12 protein-coding genes are annotated in these 17,527 nt (G+C 39.6%); 10 read left to right on the top strand and 2 right to left on the bottom strand.

Annotation, left to right across the window (positions count from 1 at the left end; all coding sequences use genetic code 11):
- Positions 1–19: 19 nt before the first annotated feature.
- Positions 20–712 carry a DNA repair protein RecO gene (gene recO / locus MTF67_RS01215; protein WP_248518497.1) on the top strand — a complete coding sequence of 231 codons (693 nt, stop codon included), beginning with the start codon at positions 20–22 and terminating at the stop codon, positions 710–712.
- Between the two features lie 22 nt (positions 713–734).
- Positions 735–1,466 (top strand): pyridoxine 5'-phosphate synthase, encoded by a 732-nt coding sequence (pdxJ, locus tag MTF67_RS01210; RefSeq protein ID WP_248518496.1) that lies wholly within the window; start codon positions 735–737, stop codon positions 1,464–1,466.
- A 70-nt stretch (positions 1,467–1,536) separates the two neighbouring features.
- Here the strand turns inward: pdxJ and barA are convergent, their stop codons facing one another.
- On the bottom strand, positions 1,537–4,323 hold the full coding sequence (gene barA, locus MTF67_RS01205) for a two-component sensor histidine kinase BarA (RefSeq protein ID WP_203984458.1): 2,787 nt from the start codon (positions 4,321–4,323) through the stop codon (positions 1,537–1,539).
- 125 nt (positions 4,324–4,448) lie between these two features.
- On the opposite strand from barA, the gene rlmD reads away from it, so the two are divergent.
- The 5 genes from rlmD (at position 4,449) to eno (ending at position 11,939) form a co-directional block, all read left to right on the top strand.
- Positions 4,449–5,774, top strand: a complete 1,326-nt coding sequence (rlmD, locus tag MTF67_RS01200) for a 23S rRNA (uracil(1939)-C(5))-methyltransferase RlmD (RefSeq protein WP_248518495.1) — start codon at positions 4,449–4,451, stop codon at positions 5,772–5,774.
- Positions 5,775–5,782: 8 nt separating this feature from the next.
- A complete protein-coding gene (relA, locus tag MTF67_RS01195) occupies positions 5,783–7,939 on the top strand; it encodes a GTP diphosphokinase (protein ID WP_248518494.1) in 2,157 nt (718 codons plus the stop codon).
- A 2-nt stretch (positions 7,940–7,941) separates the two neighbouring features.
- Positions 7,942–8,739, top strand: a complete 798-nt coding sequence (gene mazG / locus MTF67_RS01190) for a nucleoside triphosphate pyrophosphohydrolase (protein ID WP_248518493.1) — start codon at positions 7,942–7,944, stop codon at positions 8,737–8,739.
- Between the two features lie 151 nt (positions 8,740–8,890).
- Entirely contained in the window at positions 8,891–10,525 is a 1,635-nt protein-coding gene (locus MTF67_RS01185) for a CTP synthase (protein WP_006794157.1), read from the top strand.
- Positions 10,526–10,640: 115 nt separating this feature from the next.
- On the top strand, positions 10,641–11,939 hold the full coding sequence (gene eno / locus MTF67_RS01180) for a phosphopyruvate hydratase (protein WP_006794158.1): 1,299 nt from the start codon (positions 10,641–10,643) through the stop codon (positions 11,937–11,939).
- A 663-nt stretch (positions 11,940–12,602) separates the two neighbouring features.
- Here eno and mutH read toward each other — a convergent pair.
- A complete protein-coding gene (gene mutH, locus MTF67_RS01175) occupies positions 12,603–13,274 on the bottom strand; it encodes a DNA mismatch repair endonuclease MutH (RefSeq protein ID WP_248518492.1) in 672 nt (223 codons plus the stop codon).
- Positions 13,275–13,803: 529 nt separating this feature from the next.
- On the opposite strand from mutH, the gene rppH reads away from it, so the two are divergent.
- The 3 genes from rppH to MTF67_RS01160 all read left to right on the top strand — a co-directional run bounded on the left by rppH (position 13,804) and on the right by MTF67_RS01160 (position 17,518).
- Positions 13,804–14,322 carry an RNA pyrophosphohydrolase gene (rppH, locus tag MTF67_RS01170; protein WP_006792674.1) on the top strand — a complete coding sequence of 173 codons (519 nt, stop codon included), beginning with the start codon at positions 13,804–13,806 and terminating at the stop codon, positions 14,320–14,322.
- Positions 14,323–14,352: 30 nt separating this feature from the next.
- Entirely contained in the window at positions 14,353–16,617 is a 2,265-nt protein-coding gene (gene ptsP / locus MTF67_RS01165; RefSeq protein ID WP_039036549.1) for a phosphoenolpyruvate--protein phosphotransferase, read from the top strand.
- Positions 16,618–16,708: 91 nt separating this feature from the next.
- On the top strand, positions 16,709–17,518 hold the full coding sequence (locus MTF67_RS01160) for a sulfite exporter TauE/SafE family protein (protein WP_006792676.1): 810 nt from the start codon (positions 16,709–16,711) through the stop codon (positions 17,516–17,518).
- Positions 17,519–17,527 lie beyond the last annotated feature (9 nt).

Here is a 17,527-nt window from a genome sequence, read left to right as displayed (position 1 = left end):
ATAGTAAGTAACCTACTTTATGGATAGTGACTTCTATACCGCATATTTATTACACCGACGTCCTTATAGTGACTCACAAGTAATGCTCGATATGCTAGTAGAAGGCGTTGGCCAGCTTAGAATGATCGCACGAATTAGTGGCCGCCAGGCCACTAAACACAAAGCGCAATTACAACCCTTTCAACCTCTACTTGTTCACTATAGTGGTAAGTACGATTTAAAATACATTAATAAATTTGAGCTGCACGGCGCACCGCTTTTTCTATCTGGTGACGAGCTTTATTGTGGGTTTTATTTAAACGAGTTAACAAACAGAATAGTGCCTGTTAATGAGCCTATTGAACAAGCTTACGAGCTTTATAAATCTCATTTAGAAAACTTAAACCATGGCGCCAATTTGCAATCTGTTTTGCGTTCGTACGAATTTCAATTACTAGAATTACTGGGTTACGGTGTTGATTTTAGTTTTGATACCAACGGTGAGCCAATAGATGAAGCGCTTACGTATAGTTATTTCTCTGAACTTGGGTTTGTTATCCAAGAAGATACTCGCTCAGGTTTTAGCGGTGAACAGCTTCAAGCAATAGCAAATCATGACTTTAGCCGAAAGGATGTGTTATATATGGCAAAACAGTTAAGTCGCTATTTACTAAAACCTTTGTTAGGTAATAAGCCATTAAAAAGTCGTGAGTTATTTACGGCCTCTCAATAAACGTAATTTTACAGGTAAAACAATGAAAGATATTCTTTTGGGTGTAAATGTTGATCACATTGCAACGCTTCGCCAAGCACGAGGAACAACGTATCCTGACCCAGCGCATGCAGCAAGCGTTGCAGAGCACGCCGGTGCAGACGGCATTACCATTCATTTACGTGAAGACCGCCGCCACATTCAAGACCGTGACGTGTACGTAATGGCAAAAACCATTCAAACGCGTATGAACCTCGAAACAGCAGTAACCGATGAAATGATTGCTATTGCTTTAGAAGTGAAGCCTGAATATGTTTGTTTAGTGCCGGAAAAACGAGAGGAATTGACCACTGAGGGCGGTTTAGATGTTGCAGGTAATATAGAAAAAATAAAAGCGGCAACTAAAGCCCTTACTGATGCAGGTATCAAAGTTTCATTATTTATTGACGCGGATACTGCACAATTAGATGCTGCAAAAGCCTGTGGCGCACCTTATGTAGAAATACACACCGGTGCATACGCAGATGCAACAAACGATAGCGACTTAAGCAAAGAACTTGAACACATTCGTCAAGGTGTACAATACGCAGCAAGTTTAGGCTTAATTGTAAATGCAGGACATGGTTTAAATTACCATAATGTAAAACCAATAGCGGCTATGCCAGAAATTTATGAGTTAAATATAGGCCACGCTATTATTGCGCGTGCCGCCATTGATGGCCTAGATAAAGCGGTGCGTGATATGAAGCGCCTAATGATTGAAGCGCGGATTTAACTTAAATTATAAATAGCTGTTTTAACTTAACAATCAGGTATAAGTGTTAAGGTCTAATTGAAAGACGCGCTTAAAGCACGTCTTTTTTGTTTTTACTGTCCATTTTTGCGTCAACCAATAGGTTTTCAAGCTCATCTTGTAGCTCAAAAAGTTCAGGTTCTATATTTTCGAGCACGCACTCATTTTTAAGGGAAGTCTCAATAGTTTCAGCTAACGATTTTAATTTCGGTACACCGGTGTAGCAACACGCACCATGAAATTTATGCACAATACTGAGTACTTGTTCGCAAGCTTCATCATCAATAGCTTTAGTCAGTAAATTAAGCGTTTCTGGTACGCTTAAAAGCAGCATATTAAGCATTTCAAGCGCCAATTCGTTTTTTCCACCAGCGCGTTGTAATGCAAGGGGCCAATCTATTCGGCTACTCTCAAAAGGCGCTGGACTTTGTGGTATTTCATTTTTGCTTTTTTCACGATTTATTGGCGTTTGTGGGCTGTGGTCGCTAATAATTTGTTTAAGTGTATCTTCATCAATAGGCTTGGTTAAATATCCTTTAAATCCATCTTTCAGTAGTTGTTCTTTTTCACTATGCAGGGCATGCGCAGTTACTGCTATTATAGGTGTATCTTCATTAAGGGATGACTCTTGGATAAGTTTACATGCGGTTATGCCATCCATTATCGGCATTTGAATGTCCATAAAAATAACATCGTACTTATGGCTTTTACTTAAACTATAAGCTTGTGAACCATTATGAGCTGTATCAATTACTTCAACCTGTTCATCGAGCAATGTACATATAAGTTTTAAATTAGCATCGTTATCATCAACAACCAGCACTTTAAGCGGTAATAATTTTTGCTCGCTCTGCTCTATATTATGAACAGGATGGTCGAGTCTATATGGTGCGGCAAGCACTTCACATAACTTACGATGATTAAGCGGCTTACTTAAGCAAGCGTCTGCACCGCTGCCAATAAACGCCTCACGCATATTATGTGAAACGGTATTAAGCATTAAATATAAATAGTCGGTCGAGTCTCTTACCGTTTTTACATAGCCTTTTAATAGTTGCATGTGATCTACCGATGCCATGTGACCAATTAAACAAATATCAAATTTAGTTTGGGTATTTTCTACGGCCGATAAAAAGCTGGCTTCGTTAAAGCATGGCGTTACATTTGCTTGCCACTCAGTCAATAAAGACAGTACAGCATGATGCGTATGCTCGTGCGGCTCAAGGTATAAAATACGCTTACCAATGAGTGACTTACTTGGTAGATCGTTTGTAAATACGTGATTAGGCAGTCTAAAAACACTATTAAATGTAAAACACGTTCCGTTACCAGGCGCTGAGTTTAACGATATTCGACCATTCATCGCTTCAACAATATGTTTCGTGATAATCAGGCCGAGGCCGGTACCCCCAAATTTGCGCGTAATGCTTGAATCTGCTTGGCCAAAAGGAGTAAACAATGAATCTTGCTTATCCATTGGTATACCCACACCGGTATCTGTTACCGAGACTAAAACAGAGGCACTTTCTTCATCAAGTAAACGGTAGCTAATATCTACTTTTATAGAACCTTGCTCGGTAAATTTAATTGCGTTACTTAATAAATTAATAAGTACTTGTTTAAAGCGAGTAGGATCGCCGGTCAAATCGTCAGGGACTTGTGGGTTTATATAAATAGAGAGCTCAAGCTGTTTTTCATGGGCGCTTGGGGCAAGTAATGTCATTACTTCATTTACTGCATCGCGCAATTGAAATTGAATCGATTCAAGTTCCATCGCTCCAGCTTCTAGTTTAGAAAAATCTAAAATATCGCTGATAATAGTCATTAAACTATTAGCCGATAACATGATTGTATCGAGGTAATCTTTTTGATGCTTGTTCAGTGGTGTTTTATAAAGCTGGCGGGTAAATCCCATTACACCATTAAGTGGCGTACGTAACTCGTGACTCATTTTTGCTAAAAAGTCAGACTTAACACGGTTGGCATCTTGTGCTTCTTTTTTTGCCATTGTGAGCTGAATATTTTGCGTTTCATATTGTTCAAGCGTTTCACGATAATCACTGGTTGCTTGGTCAATATTTTTTTGCATTTCGTCTTTTTGCATCACCATAGTATCGGCTATGGTATTTAATCCTTCACGAAGAATATCAAATTCACCCAACATGGTATCAGTAAGGCCTGTACTTCTTTTTCCCTCAACGAGTTTGTCGGTTGCAAGCACTAACTTATTTAAAGGGGTCATGAACATGCGGCTAAGTTTAAATGCCATAATTGCCGCTAATACCAAAGATAAAATAATAACTATGCCACTAATAAGTAAGGCGCGTTGTTGGCCTATAACGGCTTTATCTTTGTTTAGCTGTAAAATGACCGTACCTAACGATGTTTGAAAGGCTGAAGCGTCCCATTGAGTATTAGGTGAAGAATGACCAACAATTGGCGTATAGAAAGTAATTATATCTTTTGAGGATTCTATTTTTGTGGCTTTAAGTGATGCAAGAGACGCTTGATTAATTAATTCATCGAATGAACGGTGGTAATTACTCGTCATCAACAGCTCGTTGTTAGTGTCAAATATAGCAATTGATTTAATAGACGGGGAGTGCCGATTATGTGTAAAACTGATTAAACGATTTAGTAATACTTTATTTTTATCAAGAAGCGGTTGTTCTAAGGCAATTGCTAAAGGCTCTGAAATAGTTGCACCTTGCTGATATAAAATTTCATCAAGCTCAATGTAACGATTTACTGTAAAATAACCACCAAGCAGCAATCCAATGATCACCGTGGGGATCAGGGTCAAAGTTAAAACAGAATCACGTAAGCCTAATTTGGTCATAGTGGGAGCATTATTATCATTATTAGTATGTTTTGAGTATATACGTTTCGATGCCTATTCTCAAAGCTTCACCTACACGTGATTAGTTACGAGTTTTAACCTAAATAAATGTAAGGTAATGCCACATGGCGCAAATTTTTAAAGCGAAAAAAAAACCTCTTCAACAAAAGTCAGTGGTGCTCGATATAACAAATATGGATCACCAAGGCCGTGGCATAGCAAAATATAACAATAAAGTGTGCTTCGTCGCAGGCGCATTACCGGGCGAGAAAGTAAAAGCGACCCTTGTTGATGATAAGGCGCGTTACAGTAGTGCAATTACACACAAAGTGATTAAAGCAAGTGAAGCCAGAGTAGCGCCTTTTTGTGAGCATTATAACCATTGTGGAGGCTGTCAATTACAGCATTTAGATGTAAACCAGCAAGTAGTTGAAAAGCAAGCAGCAGTTGAACAGCTTTTCGAAAAATTTGCCAAGCAAACAAATTTAAACTGGCAAGCTCCATTATTAAGTAGTTCAACGCATTATAGGCGAAGTGCACGGGTAGCGGTTATGTTTGATAAGGCCGCTAAAAAAATGCGTATAGGGTACAGAGCGAGTGGTTCAAAAAATATTGTAAGTATTAATAAGTGTGCGGTTTTGACTGACGCCTATGAAACTGTTTTTACACTCTTTGATGAATTAATTAATCACAATAAGCCATTACACAGTATAAGCCACCTACAATTATGCCAAAGTGAAACGCATAACTTTGTTGTCATTCGTCACACTAAAGCAATTAGTGATGAAGTAAAAGCTGTGGTAATAAAAGCCTGTACGCCTTACAAATACTCAGTTATTTGGCAAAGCGAAAGTGATGTAATTGACCATACTAATATTACTATGCCTTACTATTACCTAGATGAATTTAAACTAAAATTTGAGTTTGGTTTGGATAATTTTATTCAAGTTAATGCTCAAGTTAATCAAGCTATGTTAAAACAATCGGTAGATTGGCTTGGTTTAAGTGGTAATGAAAATATATTAGATTTATTTTGTGGTATTGGTAACTTTTCACTTGTGCTGGCAAAACAAGCAAAAACGGTTATTGGTATAGAAGGTGTTGCTTCAGCGGTTGCAATGGCCGCGCAAAATGCGCAAACTAACTCTATCAGTAACGCGCAGTTTCATTGTTTTGATTTAACGCAAAAAATACAAAATGCGCAGTGGTTTAATAAAAACCTAGATGTGTTGGTATTAGACCCTTCACGTACTGGTGCAATGGCTATATTAGAGCAATTACCTTTAAAGCAATTTAAAACAATTTTATACGTCTCTTGCGACCCTGTTACCTTAGCCCGTGACAGCGCTATTATTTCGCAAGCAGGCTTTGAGCTCAACAAAGTTGGGCTAATGAATATGTTTCCTCATACTGGGCATATTGAAACTATGGCGTTATTTCAACGGAGGTAAAGCGCATTATGGTAGCGACACGTCAATCACATCAACAAGATGAAGCGGGTGATCTTTTTACACGATTAAAAGCACTCGACCTATCTACAGAAAAGACTCAGTTGCTTAATAAGGCGCAAGCGCTTTGTGTTAAAAGTGATAACCAAGACTGGCAAAATACAGCCATAGAAATGGTGGAAATTTTAGTCGAGTTAAACCTCGATGCTGAGTCGTTAGCTACAGCGTATCTAACACCCTATTTTTTAAATGATGTGGTCTCCCTTGAAACCGTTCAAGAGCAGCTTGGAAGCAATATATCTTTGTTGTTAACGGGGGTTTCTCAAATGGCGACTATTAGTACTTTGTCGCACCAAGGTAAAGGCACTGTTCAAGTCGATAATATTCGTAAAATGTTATTAACCATGGTTGAGGATGTGCGCGCTGTGGTGATTAAACTTGCTGAGCAGGTATGTCATTTACGTAACGTTAAAAATGCAGGTGAAGAAGAGCGTGTTATTGCCGCCAAAGAAACAGCCGACATTTTTGCTCCTTTAGCAAACCGACTTGGTATTGGCCAGTTAAAGTGGGAACTTGAAGATTTATCGTTCAGGTATTTACGCCCAGATACGTACAAAAAAATAGCAAAACAGCTTGATGATAAACGTCTTGCCCGTGAAGCCTATATGGAAGACATGGTAGAACAGGTTAAAAGCCGTTTAAGTGAAGCAGGTATAGAGGCTGAGGTATATGGTCGTCCTAAGCATATCTACAGTATTTACAAAAAAATGGCGCAAAAAAACTACGAGTTTGATCAACTTTTTGACATACGTGCTATGCGTATTGTGGTTGACCGCTTGCAAGATTGCTACGGTGCGCTCGGTATAGTGCATACCAACTGGCGCCATTTGAACAAAGAGTTTGATGACTATGTTGCAACGCCTAAGCAAAATGGCTATCAGTCAATTCATACCGTTGTTTTTGGCCCTGAGGGCAAAACCGTAGAAATACAAATACGCACGCAAGATATGCATCAAGATGCAGAACTCGGTGTAGCCGCTCATTGGATGTACAAAGAAGGGGCTTTACCTGGGCGAGGCTCGGGTTACGAGCAAAAAATTAGCTGGTTACGTAAATTACTGCAATGGCAGGAAGAAGTGGTGGATGGCGGCGATTTAGCTGAAGAGCTAAAAAACCAAGTTGTTGAAGACCGTGTATATGTATTTACCCCGCGCGGCGATATTTTTGATCTACCATTAGGGGCCACGCCGCTCGATTTTGCTTACTACATTCATTCTAATGTGGGACATCGTTGTATTGGCGCAAAAGTATTTGGCAAAATAGTGCCGTTTACGCATCAATTAACGACGGGCGATCAGGTCGAAATTCTCACACAAAAACAGCCAAATCCCAGTAGAGATTGGTTAAATCCGTCACTGGGTTATATTAAATCATCTCGTGCACGTGCCAAAATACACCATTGGTTTAAGCAACTTGACCGCGATAAAAACCTAAGTGCGGGTAAAGAGATTCTTGATAACGAGCTGCAAAAGCTTGATTTAACATACAAAGATTTAGCCCCAGCAATCAAGCGATTTAACTTTAAAGAGCTTGATGACTTAATGGTCGCAATTGGAGCAGGCGATGTGCGTCTTAACCAAATGCTTAATTTTGTTACTGACCGTACAGAAGACGAACCTGTTATTCGTTTTAAAGCTCCAAGCAAAGTAACGGGCGATAAAAACGGCATAGTGGTTGATGGTGTGGGTAGTTTAATGAGTCACGTTGCTAAATGTTGCCGCCCCGTTCCAGGTGATCAGATCATCGGTTATATCACGCAAGGCCGTGGTATTGGTGTACATCGTGATGATTGTGATTCATTTAATAATTTGAAAACTCAGCACCCAGAGCGTGTTGTTGAAGTTAGTTGGTCTGAAGATATAAATGGATCATACGCGCTCAGTATAAAAATTGAAGCAAGCGACAGATCTGGACTAATTCGCGATATCAGTTCTGTACTGGCTAACGAAAAAGTAAACGTACTTAACATGAATGTAAATACGGTGGGCGCTGACCAGTTAGCAGTATTTACCATGCAAATAGAAGTACATGATTTATCGGGCACTAACCGTGTACTGTCTAAATTGCACCAAATTGAAGGTGTTCACCATGCTAAGCGAGGGCAGTAGCTTTGGCTAACCATTCAGCATTAACAGAATTACTTAATATTATGCAAACACTAAGAGATCCCAATGGTGGTTGCCCTTGGGATCTCAAACAAGACTTTAAATCAATTGTGCCGCATACACTTGAAGAAGCCTACGAAGTTGCCGACTGTATAGAATCGGGTAATTTAAATGAGCTTAAAAATGAGCTTGGAGACTTACTGTTTCAAATAGTGTTTTATGCCCAATTAGCTCAAGAGCAAAGCTTGTTTGACTTTAACGACATAATAGAACAATTAAATGCAAAATTAACACGTCGCCACCCTCATGTTTTTGGCGAGAAAAAAGCCCTCAATGATGAGCAGTTGTCAGTTCAGTGGCAAGCTATTAAAGCCCAAGAGCGAAGCGAAAAAGCAATATCTGAAGAATCACTGTTATGGCAAGATATTCCTGCAAATATGCCAAGCCTTAGCAAGGCTAAAAAAATTCAACAGCGAGTAGCTTCAATGGGATTTGACTGGCCCACCTATCATGGTGCGCTTGATAAGGTAAGCGAAGAAGTACTTGAAGTTAAAGGTGCAATAACACAAAACCCCTTGTCGGATCACACAGCAGAGGAGCTTGGCGATTTACTGTTTGCCACTGTTAATGTAGCGCGTCACGTTAAACGCGACCCAGAGCAGCTCCTCAGAAATGCAAATGACAAGTTTTCTGCCCGATTTGAAAAGGTACAGGCGTACTTGCAAGAACAAGGTAAAAGCTTAGACACGGCAAGCCTTGAAGAAATGGATAATGCATGGGAAGCAATCAAAAAACATAAATAAAATAGCGCACGTTTTTTAATCGCTCATTCGCTAATTTTAGCTGGATTGCTAAAGCGTGTTTTGGTACAATTTCGCCCCGTCTTGATGATATGCCCATAGCCATTTTTTTGGGTGTTATATTCCTTTTAATTCCTGATATTCTAGGGTTCGCATGAGTACAAAATTTATCTTCGTTACTGGCGGGGTTGTTTCTTCGTTGGGTAAAGGTATTGCAGCAGCATCGTTGGCGGCTATTTTAGAAGCCCGTGGCTTAAATGTTACTATTTTAAAGCTGGATCCTTACATCAACGTTGACCCAGGCACAATGAGCCCAATTCAACACGGTGAAGTATACGTTACAGAAGACGGCGCAGAGACTGATCTTGATTTAGGTCACTACGAACGTTTTATTCGCACCAAAATGACTAGCCGAAATAACTTCACGCAAGGCCGCGTATATGAAGACGTATTACGTCGCGAGCGTCGTGGTGAATACTTAGGCGCAACTATTCAGGTTATCCCTCATATCACTAACGATATTAAACAGCGTGTTTACGAAGGCGCTGAAGGCCATGATATAGCAATTGTTGAAATTGGTGGCACAGTAGGTGATATTGAATCACAACCGTTTATCGAAGCAATTCGTCAAATGGGCACAGAGATAGGTCGCGAACGCGCACTCTTTATTCACTTAACGTTAGTGCCTTTCTTAGGCCCTGCAGGCGAAGTGAAAACGAAACCAACACAGCACTCAGTTAAAGAACTTCGCTCTGTTGGTATTCAGCCAGATATTCTAATTTGTCGTTCAGACCGTAAGTTACCTAACAATGAGCGTGCAAAAATTGCATTGTTTACCAATGTAGAAGAAAAAGCGGTAATTTCACTACCCGATGTAGACAGTATTTATAAAATTCCAGCACTGTTAAAATCACAAGAACTAGACAACTTTGTATGTCGTCGTTTTCACTTAGACGCACCTGAAGCTGATTTAGTTGAGTGGGAACAAGTATTGTACCAAGAGTCTAACCCTACGGGTGAAGTAACCATTGGTATGGTTGGTAAATACATTGAATTACCCGATGCATACAAGTCGGTTAACGAAGCTTTAAAACATGCGGGTCTTAAAAACCGTTTAACTATCAACATTGAATATGTTGATTCACAAGACTTAGAAAGCAAAGGTGTAGAGCTGCTTTCTCATCTTGATGCTATTTTAGTACCAGGCGGTTTTGGTGGTCGTGGCGTTGAAGGTAAAATTTTAGCGGCTAAATACGCACGTGAAAATAAAGTGCCTTACTTAGGTATTTGTTTAGGTATGCAAGTGGCGCTTATTGAATATGCACGTAATGTTGCAGGCTTAACCGATGCAAACTCAACAGAATTTAATGCTAAATCAGCAGCGCCTGTTGTAGGTTTAATTACTGAGTGGTTAGACGCCGAAGGTAAAGTAGAAGTTCGTGACGAGAAATCAGATCTTGGTGGCACAATGCGCTTAGGCGCTCAAAAATGTCACTTAGCACCAGGTTCTAAGGTACACGAAGTTTACGGTAGCGACGAAATTGTAGAACGTCATCGTCACCGTTATGAAGTTAATAACAACTTTGTAGATCAACTTGAAAAAGCAGGTTTAACATTCTCTGGTTTATCTGAAGATAAAAAACTAGTAGAAATTATTGAAAACAAAGATCACCCTTGGTTTATTGCCGCGCAGTTCCACCCGGAATTCACGTCAACACCACGTGATGGTCACCCGCTATTTGAAGGATTTGTAGCAGCAGCGCATATCCACCAAAAAGCGTCGTCGTAATTTATAAAAAGCCGTGCATATATTGCACGGCTTTTTTGTTTTAAGACTGACTAAACTATGCAAAACATAGTAAAGTAAACAAAACTCACCATTTTGGGAATATAGAGGAAACAAGATGTCAAATATCGTAAAAGTAATTGGTCGCGAAATCATGGACTCGCGTGGTAACCCAACTGTTGAAGCTGATGTACATTTAGCTGATGGCTCATGGGGTCGTGCGGCAGCACCTTCTGGCGCATCTACTGGTACTCGCGAAGCATTAGAGTTACGTGATGGTGACAAAGCGCGTTACTTAGGTAAAGGCGTATTAAACGCGGTTGGTTACATCAATAAAGAAATTGCTGATGCGCTAGCTGGCCAAGACGCACTTAACCAAAGTGCAGTTGATAAAGTAATGCTAGATTTAGACGGCACTGAAAACAAAGAAAAATTAGGTGCAAATGCAATCTTAGCAGTATCACTAGCAACAGCTAAAGCCGCAGCTCAGTCTAAAAAAGTAGAACTATACGAGCACATTGCTGATTTAAACGGCACACCGGGTGTTTATTCAATGCCACTTCCAATGATGAACATCATCAATGGTGGTGAACACGCAGATAACTCTGTAGATATTCAAGAATTTATGATCCAACCTGTTGGCGCTTCAAACTTCCGTGAAGGCTTACGTATGGGCGCAGAAGTTTTCCACAGCCTAGCAAAAGTACTTAAAGCAGATGGTCACTCAACAGCTGTAGGTGATGAAGGTGGCTTTGCGCCAAACCTTGAGTCTAACGAAGCAGCACTTGCAGCAATTAAAGTTGCGGTAGCAAACGCAGGTTACGAGCTAGGTAAAGATATTACGCTTGCAATGGATTGTGCTGCCTCTGAGTTTTACGACAAAGAAGCAAACATCTACGATCTTAAAGGTGAAGGCAAAAAATTCACGTCTGAAGAATTTAACTTCTTCTTGCAAGAGCTTACTCAGCAATACCCAATCGTTTCTATTGAAGATGGCTTAGATGAGTCTGATTGGGATGGCTTTGCTCACCAAACTAAATTAATGGGCGATAAAATCCAGTTAGTAGGTGATGATTTATTCGTAACTAACACTAAGATTTTAAAACGTGGTATCGACAACGGTATTGCTAACTCAATCTTAATTAAGTTTAACCAAATCGGCTCACTAACTGAAACGTTAGCAGCTATTAAAATGGCGAAAGACGCTGGCTTTACTGTTGTTATCTCTCACCGTTCTGGTGAAACAGAAGATGCAACAATTGCTGATTTAGCAGTAGGTACTGCGGCAGGTCAAATCAAAACGGGTTCATTAAGTCGTTCTGATCGCGTAGCTAAGTACAACCAATTGCTTCGTATTGAAGAGCAATTAGGCGCTAAAGCACCGTACAACGGTTTAAAAGAAGTTAAAGGTCAGTAATTCTTTTTAGAAGCTGGTTTTAATTTTTAAGCTATAAAATCCTCGCCAATGCGGGGATTTTTTATTTCTATTTTAGGTTTTTTTGTTAATATGAACTTCAACTTACAGGGAATTGTAGTGAAAAAACATTTCATTTTTTCTGCAGCGCTTTCCTTATCAATCCTTACACAACTTAATGGCTTTAATTAAAGTGAATATTTCAGTCAACGATTACAGTTACTTAATAGTAATATTGCCTATAGCGTTAACAATGGCTTATTTATTAAAAAAAGCGACATTAAAAACAAACGTTAAACATAACGTTATACTTAACTTTATTTTAACGATGTTATTTTTCCCCGCTGGGTTTGCATATTTTATTTGGTGTATTTATACATCAATAAAAAAGCGTAAATGCAACGCTCAATAATTTAAATTTAGGGGGGAACTCCCCTTTTTAGGAGTTTTAAATAATGTATTTTCACTCATCTTTTTATTACATTCTCGTCTTACCATTTTTGCTTATTTTTTTAGGCTTTATTTTTTTTCTAAATAAAAACTCTAATACTAAAAGTAGTATAGGTATAAGTTTGGTTTTGACGTTTGTGAATATCATTTTAGGTCTATTTCATTTTTTTTACGTTATTAACAAAGTGCTCAACGAAGTCCCTGATAATAAAACGCTCACAAAGTGAATTGTTGCTTTAAAATGTCACCTGTAAAACTGGTTTTTAAGTAAAAACCACGCGGGAGGGTTTTTATTATTTGCCCGTTTGGGCCAATGGCATCTGTCACAATTTTGCTATTAGCGGCTTTTGGACGAATTTGCATTGCATCGCCTAAATGGCCTGATATTTCATCAACCCTACCAAGCGCAATAAGCTCCATTTGCTCTTCCCAGTCTCGTTGTAGTTTAGCGTCCTGCTCAGGCGTTGGTTGCCATAAAAAGCCACTGCCAATGGTTCTATTAAACGGTGCTATATCTCGCTCGCTTAAAACCGGAAGCCATAAAACGTGGTTAAGCTTTTTACGAACCGCACTAGTGTGCCATGTCATGCCCGTTACGTTTATTAGTGGTGTTACCGATACAAAGGTGGTTTCAAGAGGTTTGCCCTTATAGGAAATAGGCAGCGTTTTGAGTTCAATACCTAAATCCTCAAAGTCTGGAAGGGGTTTAGAACCTGCTGTTGCACCTAAAACGTACTCAATTAATTGACCCGTCCAGCCTTTTTCTCTTAATAAGTCATCAGGGGTTTTAAAGTTATATTGCTCGGCAAGCTGTCCAAGCGTAAGGCCTGCAATACTGTTAACACGTTGAATAAGGTCATTAATTGAATGTGGTTTAGTTGGACGCATAGCACTAATTTGAGTTGAATAAATACCATGCTCATGATAGCAAATCAGCTAAGCCGTGGATATCTTTAGGGTTGTGTGTTTTTTGTTCGGTGGTTGGGTGTGTTAATTTTATACATTGTGAAAGTTGCACCTAATTTGTTAAGTTGCTGACTAGCTTGGCTTTTTTTTGTTGGCGAGAGTTGATTGTATTGGGCGTAATAAAAGTTACAGGGATAAATACAACTATATAAACATGTTTATCCACAGAATCTGTGGAGAACAACACGTTTTCGATCTTGTATTGTGGATTTGTTTGCAAAATGAACGTGTTTTTTAAAAGTTATGCACAAACTGTGAGTAACTAGAGTGAAATAATAACTGCAATAGCTTTTATACATTTTTTTAAATCTTTTTACTCGTATCTCAGTATTTTCATCTTTGAGCTGAGTGTAAATTACACTTACCCAGCGGCTCGCTTATAATAGTGTTTGCCGTATTGCGGCTAATGTGGAACAATCATTAAAAATCGACTTACAAATGAGGCACTAAGGTGATTGATGCCGAAGGTTTTCGTGCCAATGTCGGAATTGTAATTTGCAATAATCAGGGACAAGTATTTTGGGCCAGGCGCTATGGTCAGCACTCTTGGCAATTTCCCCAAGGCGGTGTTGATGATGGTGAAACACCAGAACAAACTATGTACCGTGAATTACACGAAGAGGTCGGACTGCGACCAGAAGATGTAGAAATTGTCGCAAGTTCAAAACATTGGTTACGCTATAAATTACCCAAACGATTAATTCGTCGCGACTCAAGTCCGGTGTGTATTGGGCAAAAACAAAAATGGTTTTTACTAAAACTTCGTTGTAAAGACGAAGATGTAAACTTACTTAAAACTCATCACCCAGAATTTGATGACTGGCGTTGGGTGAGCTATTGGTATCCTGTAAGGCAGGTTGTGTCGTTTAAACGGGACGTTTACCGACGTGTAATGAAGGAGTTTGCTCCTTTCGCTATGCCTTTTAATAAAAGAGAACAACATAAAGACCACTGGCGAAGTAAAAGGTAATAACATTATAGTAAAATAAAGGAGCAGGACATGCTGGCAACATTGAGGTCTATTGCTGAGTCTGTATCGCAACAAGCGAATTTAGACACTGCATTAGTGTGCTTTGTGCAAATGGTTAAAGACGCCATGAAAACCCAGTGCTGCTCTATTTATTTTGCTGATTATAGCCAAGACAACTTTGTGCTTATGGCTACCGAAGGGTTAAATCCTGATGCGGTTGGTAAGTTTAGAATTGGCTTTACAGAAGGCTTAGTGGGATTAGTTGCTCAACGCGAAGAGCCCATAAACATTGCCTTTGCTAAATCACACCCGCGTTTTAAGCTCTCTCCTGAGGTAAACGAAGAAGGCTATAATGCTTTTTTATCGGTGCCTGTGGTACATCAAAAAAAAGTGTTAGGCGTTATTGTTGTTCAACAAAAAATGGCCCGTGTTTTCAGCCAAGATGAAGAATCATTTTTAATAACGCTTTCTGCTCAGCTTGCTTCACAATTGGCACATGCCGAAATCAAAGAAGTACTTCGCCAAGACGAGTCATCTCATCAAACATCCGTTTTAAAAGGTGTATCCAGTGCGCCGGGTATAGGTATAGGTACTGCTTTTGTACTTTTACCAAAGCTTGACTTTAAATCAATTGAGCTTCAAAAAAATAGTGACGTAACAGAGCAGCGGCGGCTATTTACTCAAGCGGTGGCCGCCACACGAAAAGAATTTAACACGCTTTCGATGACGTTGAGTGACTCTATTCCTCAAGAGGCGTTAGCCGTATTTGATGTTTACCAACAGTTATTGGATGCTAAAAGTTTAGGTCACAATGTAGAGGTTCAGTTACTCGAGGGATGGTGTGCAAAAAGCGCACTTAAAATTGTGATTGAGCGTTTAATTTCGCAATTTAATGCGATGCAAGACCCATACATAAAAGAGCGTGCTGTTGATGTTAAAGACATAGGCTTACGCGTATTGCATCACTTAGTTAATACTGAACACGCAATAAAAGATTACCCCCCAAATACTATTTTGATTGCTAATACATTAACCCCCGCCATGCTTGCTGAAGTACCAAAGGGGCATTTAGCAGGAGTTGTTAGTGTTAATGGCTCTGCCAATAGCCATGCTTCTATTTTGACTCGCGCAATGGGGATCCCTGCTATTTGGGGGATAGAAGATTTACCATTACTTCAATTTGATGGTAAACCAATGATTTTAGATGCTTTTGCAGGGCGCTTGTATATCTCACCCTCGCAGATGTTATTAGATGAGTACGCAGACTTACAACATCAAGATAACCTGTTAAATAATCGCTTTTTAGCAGAGCAAGAGTATGAGTCTATTACTTCAGATGGCGAACACGTCAGTTTATTGTTAAATGCCGGACTAGAGTTAAAAACAGATCAAAACAACGCTCATGTTTGCGACGGCGTAGGTTTATACCGCACTGAAGCGTGGTTTATGCAAAAAGGCCAGTTTCCCTCTCAGTTAGAGCAAGAGAATTGGTATCGAGAAGTGCTCACTAGTTATTACCCAAATCCCGTTGTAATGCGTACGCTCGACATTGGCGGCGATAAAGTGCTCGACTATTTTAATATAACCGAAGAAAACCCATTTTTGGGTTGGCGCGGTATACGTATTAGCCTTGATCACCCCGAGTTATTTTTAGATCAGCTCAAAGCAATGCTTAAGGCAAATATAGGGCTAGGCAATTTAAAAATAATGCTGCCGATGATCAGCGGCACTGAAGAAGTAGATGAAGCATTAGGGTTATTTGAACAAGCTTATTTTGAACTCAACGAACATTTTCCTGAGCAGCAAATAGATCGCCCCGATATTGGTATTATGCTTGAGGTGCCTTCCAGTGTGTTTATGTTGCCTGAATGGTCTAAAAAAGTAGATTTTTGTTCAGTAGGCAGTAACGATTTAACACAATATTTATTGGCAGTAGATAGAGCCAACGCGCGTGTTGCTGAGCTTTTTAATCCTTATCATCCCGGGGTGCTCAGAGTTTTAAGTAAAATAGCCAGTGAGTGTGAAAATTACGAATTACCCTTTAGTTTATGTGGTGAACTTGGTGGTGACCCAGAAGGGGCCATATTGCTAATAGCTATGGGCTACAGACGATTGAGTATGAACTTATCGTCTTTAAATAAGGTAAAATGGGTGCTTAGGCGTTTGAGCGTTGCCGACATGGAGCAGTTGTTGAGCGAGTGTTTAGCACAATCAACAGCTAAACAGGTCCTGCGTTTAACGCGTAATTTTATGTTAGAACATAATTTAGGTGACCTATTTTATACCCCAAAGTAAAAAGTACTGACTTAATTAATTTTAATACGCAGATGCTATTCGTTTTATAATCCTTTAACATATAAGCCTTCAAAAGGCATTTGAGATAACTATGTATGACTTAGGTTTGTTGGTCGCATGTTGCGCACTACTAGGCTGTATTGTTGGTTTTTTAGCAGGGTTATTAGGTATTGGCGGCGGATTAATAATTGTGCCTGCACTGAGCACATTGCTGATTTTATTTAATGTTACATCTGCAGAACATGTTGTAGTTATTTCGATTGCGACCTCTTTGGCCTCTATTTTATTTACTTCTACGTCTTCAGCATTGGCTCATCATAAAAATGATAATGTGCCTTGGCATGTTGCGCCTTGGGTTATGGCTGGTGTAGCAGTAGGGGCTTTAATTAGTGGCTTTGCCGCAAGCTTAATACCGGAGCAGTTACTTCGTAGTGTATTTGCAGTAAGTGTTGTATTTATTGCAGCTAGAATGGCGCTATCATCACGTAATAAACCCTCATCAACTAAGCCGCTCCCACCGGGTCCTATTTTAGGGTGTATTTCCGCTATTATGGGCGGTTTATCGGGCTTGATTGGTATTGGTGGTGGAGCGTTAATTGTGCCTATGCTCAATTACTTCTCCATTGATATAAGAAAAGCCATTGGGTGCGCTGCCGTTTCGGGCATTGTAATTGCCTTATTTGGCTCTATTGGCTACATTAGCGCGGGTTGGAAGGTGACCGACTTAGCACATGGTTTTGCAGGGTTTGTATATTTACCTGCGTTATTTGGTATTGTTATTACGTCGTGGTTTGTGGCGCCTTACGGGGCTAAAGCAACTCATTATTTACCTGTTAATACAATAAAGAAAGTTTTCGCGGTACTGCTTGTTGTTATCGCAATTAAAATGGTTTTTAGCTAAAGGTTTATT

Origin of the sequence: Pseudoalteromonas sp. 2CM32C (genome assembly GCF_023161925.1) — a bacterium.
Taxonomy (GTDB): domain Bacteria; phylum Pseudomonadota; class Gammaproteobacteria; order Enterobacterales; family Alteromonadaceae; genus Pseudoalteromonas; species Pseudoalteromonas marina.
The sequence above is the reverse complement of the archived record's forward strand: the minus strand, read 5'-3'. Positions and strand labels throughout refer to the sequence as shown.

Excerpts from the sequence above, each read along its gene's own strand:
- mutH (WP_248518492.1), bottom strand. The coding sequence starts at position 13,274 with ATGCGTCCAACTAAACCACATTCAATTAATGACCTTATTCAACGTGTT.
- barA (WP_203984458.1), bottom strand. The coding sequence starts at position 4,323 with ATGACCAAATTAGGCTTACGTGATTCTGTTTTAACTTTGACCCTGATC.
- eno (WP_006794158.1), top strand. The coding sequence starts at position 10,641 with ATGTCAAATATCGTAAAAGTAATTGGTCGCGAAATCATGGACTCGCGT.
- ptsP (WP_039036549.1), top strand. The coding sequence starts at position 14,353 with ATGCTGGCAACATTGAGGTCTATTGCTGAGTCTGTATCGCAACAAGCG.
- MTF67_RS01185 (WP_006794157.1), top strand. The coding sequence starts at position 8,891 with ATGAGTACAAAATTTATCTTCGTTACTGGCGGGGTTGTTTCTTCGTTG.
- recO (WP_248518497.1), top strand. The coding sequence starts at position 20 with ATGGATAGTGACTTCTATACCGCATATTTATTACACCGACGTCCTTAT.
- pdxJ (WP_248518496.1), top strand. The coding sequence starts at position 735 with ATGAAAGATATTCTTTTGGGTGTAAATGTTGATCACATTGCAACGCTT.
- rlmD (WP_248518495.1), top strand. The coding sequence starts at position 4,449 with ATGGCGCAAATTTTTAAAGCGAAAAAAAAACCTCTTCAACAAAAGTCA.
- MTF67_RS01160 (WP_006792676.1), top strand. The coding sequence starts at position 16,709 with ATGTATGACTTAGGTTTGTTGGTCGCATGTTGCGCACTACTAGGCTGT.
- relA (WP_248518494.1), top strand. The coding sequence starts at position 5,783 with ATGGTAGCGACACGTCAATCACATCAACAAGATGAAGCGGGTGATCTT.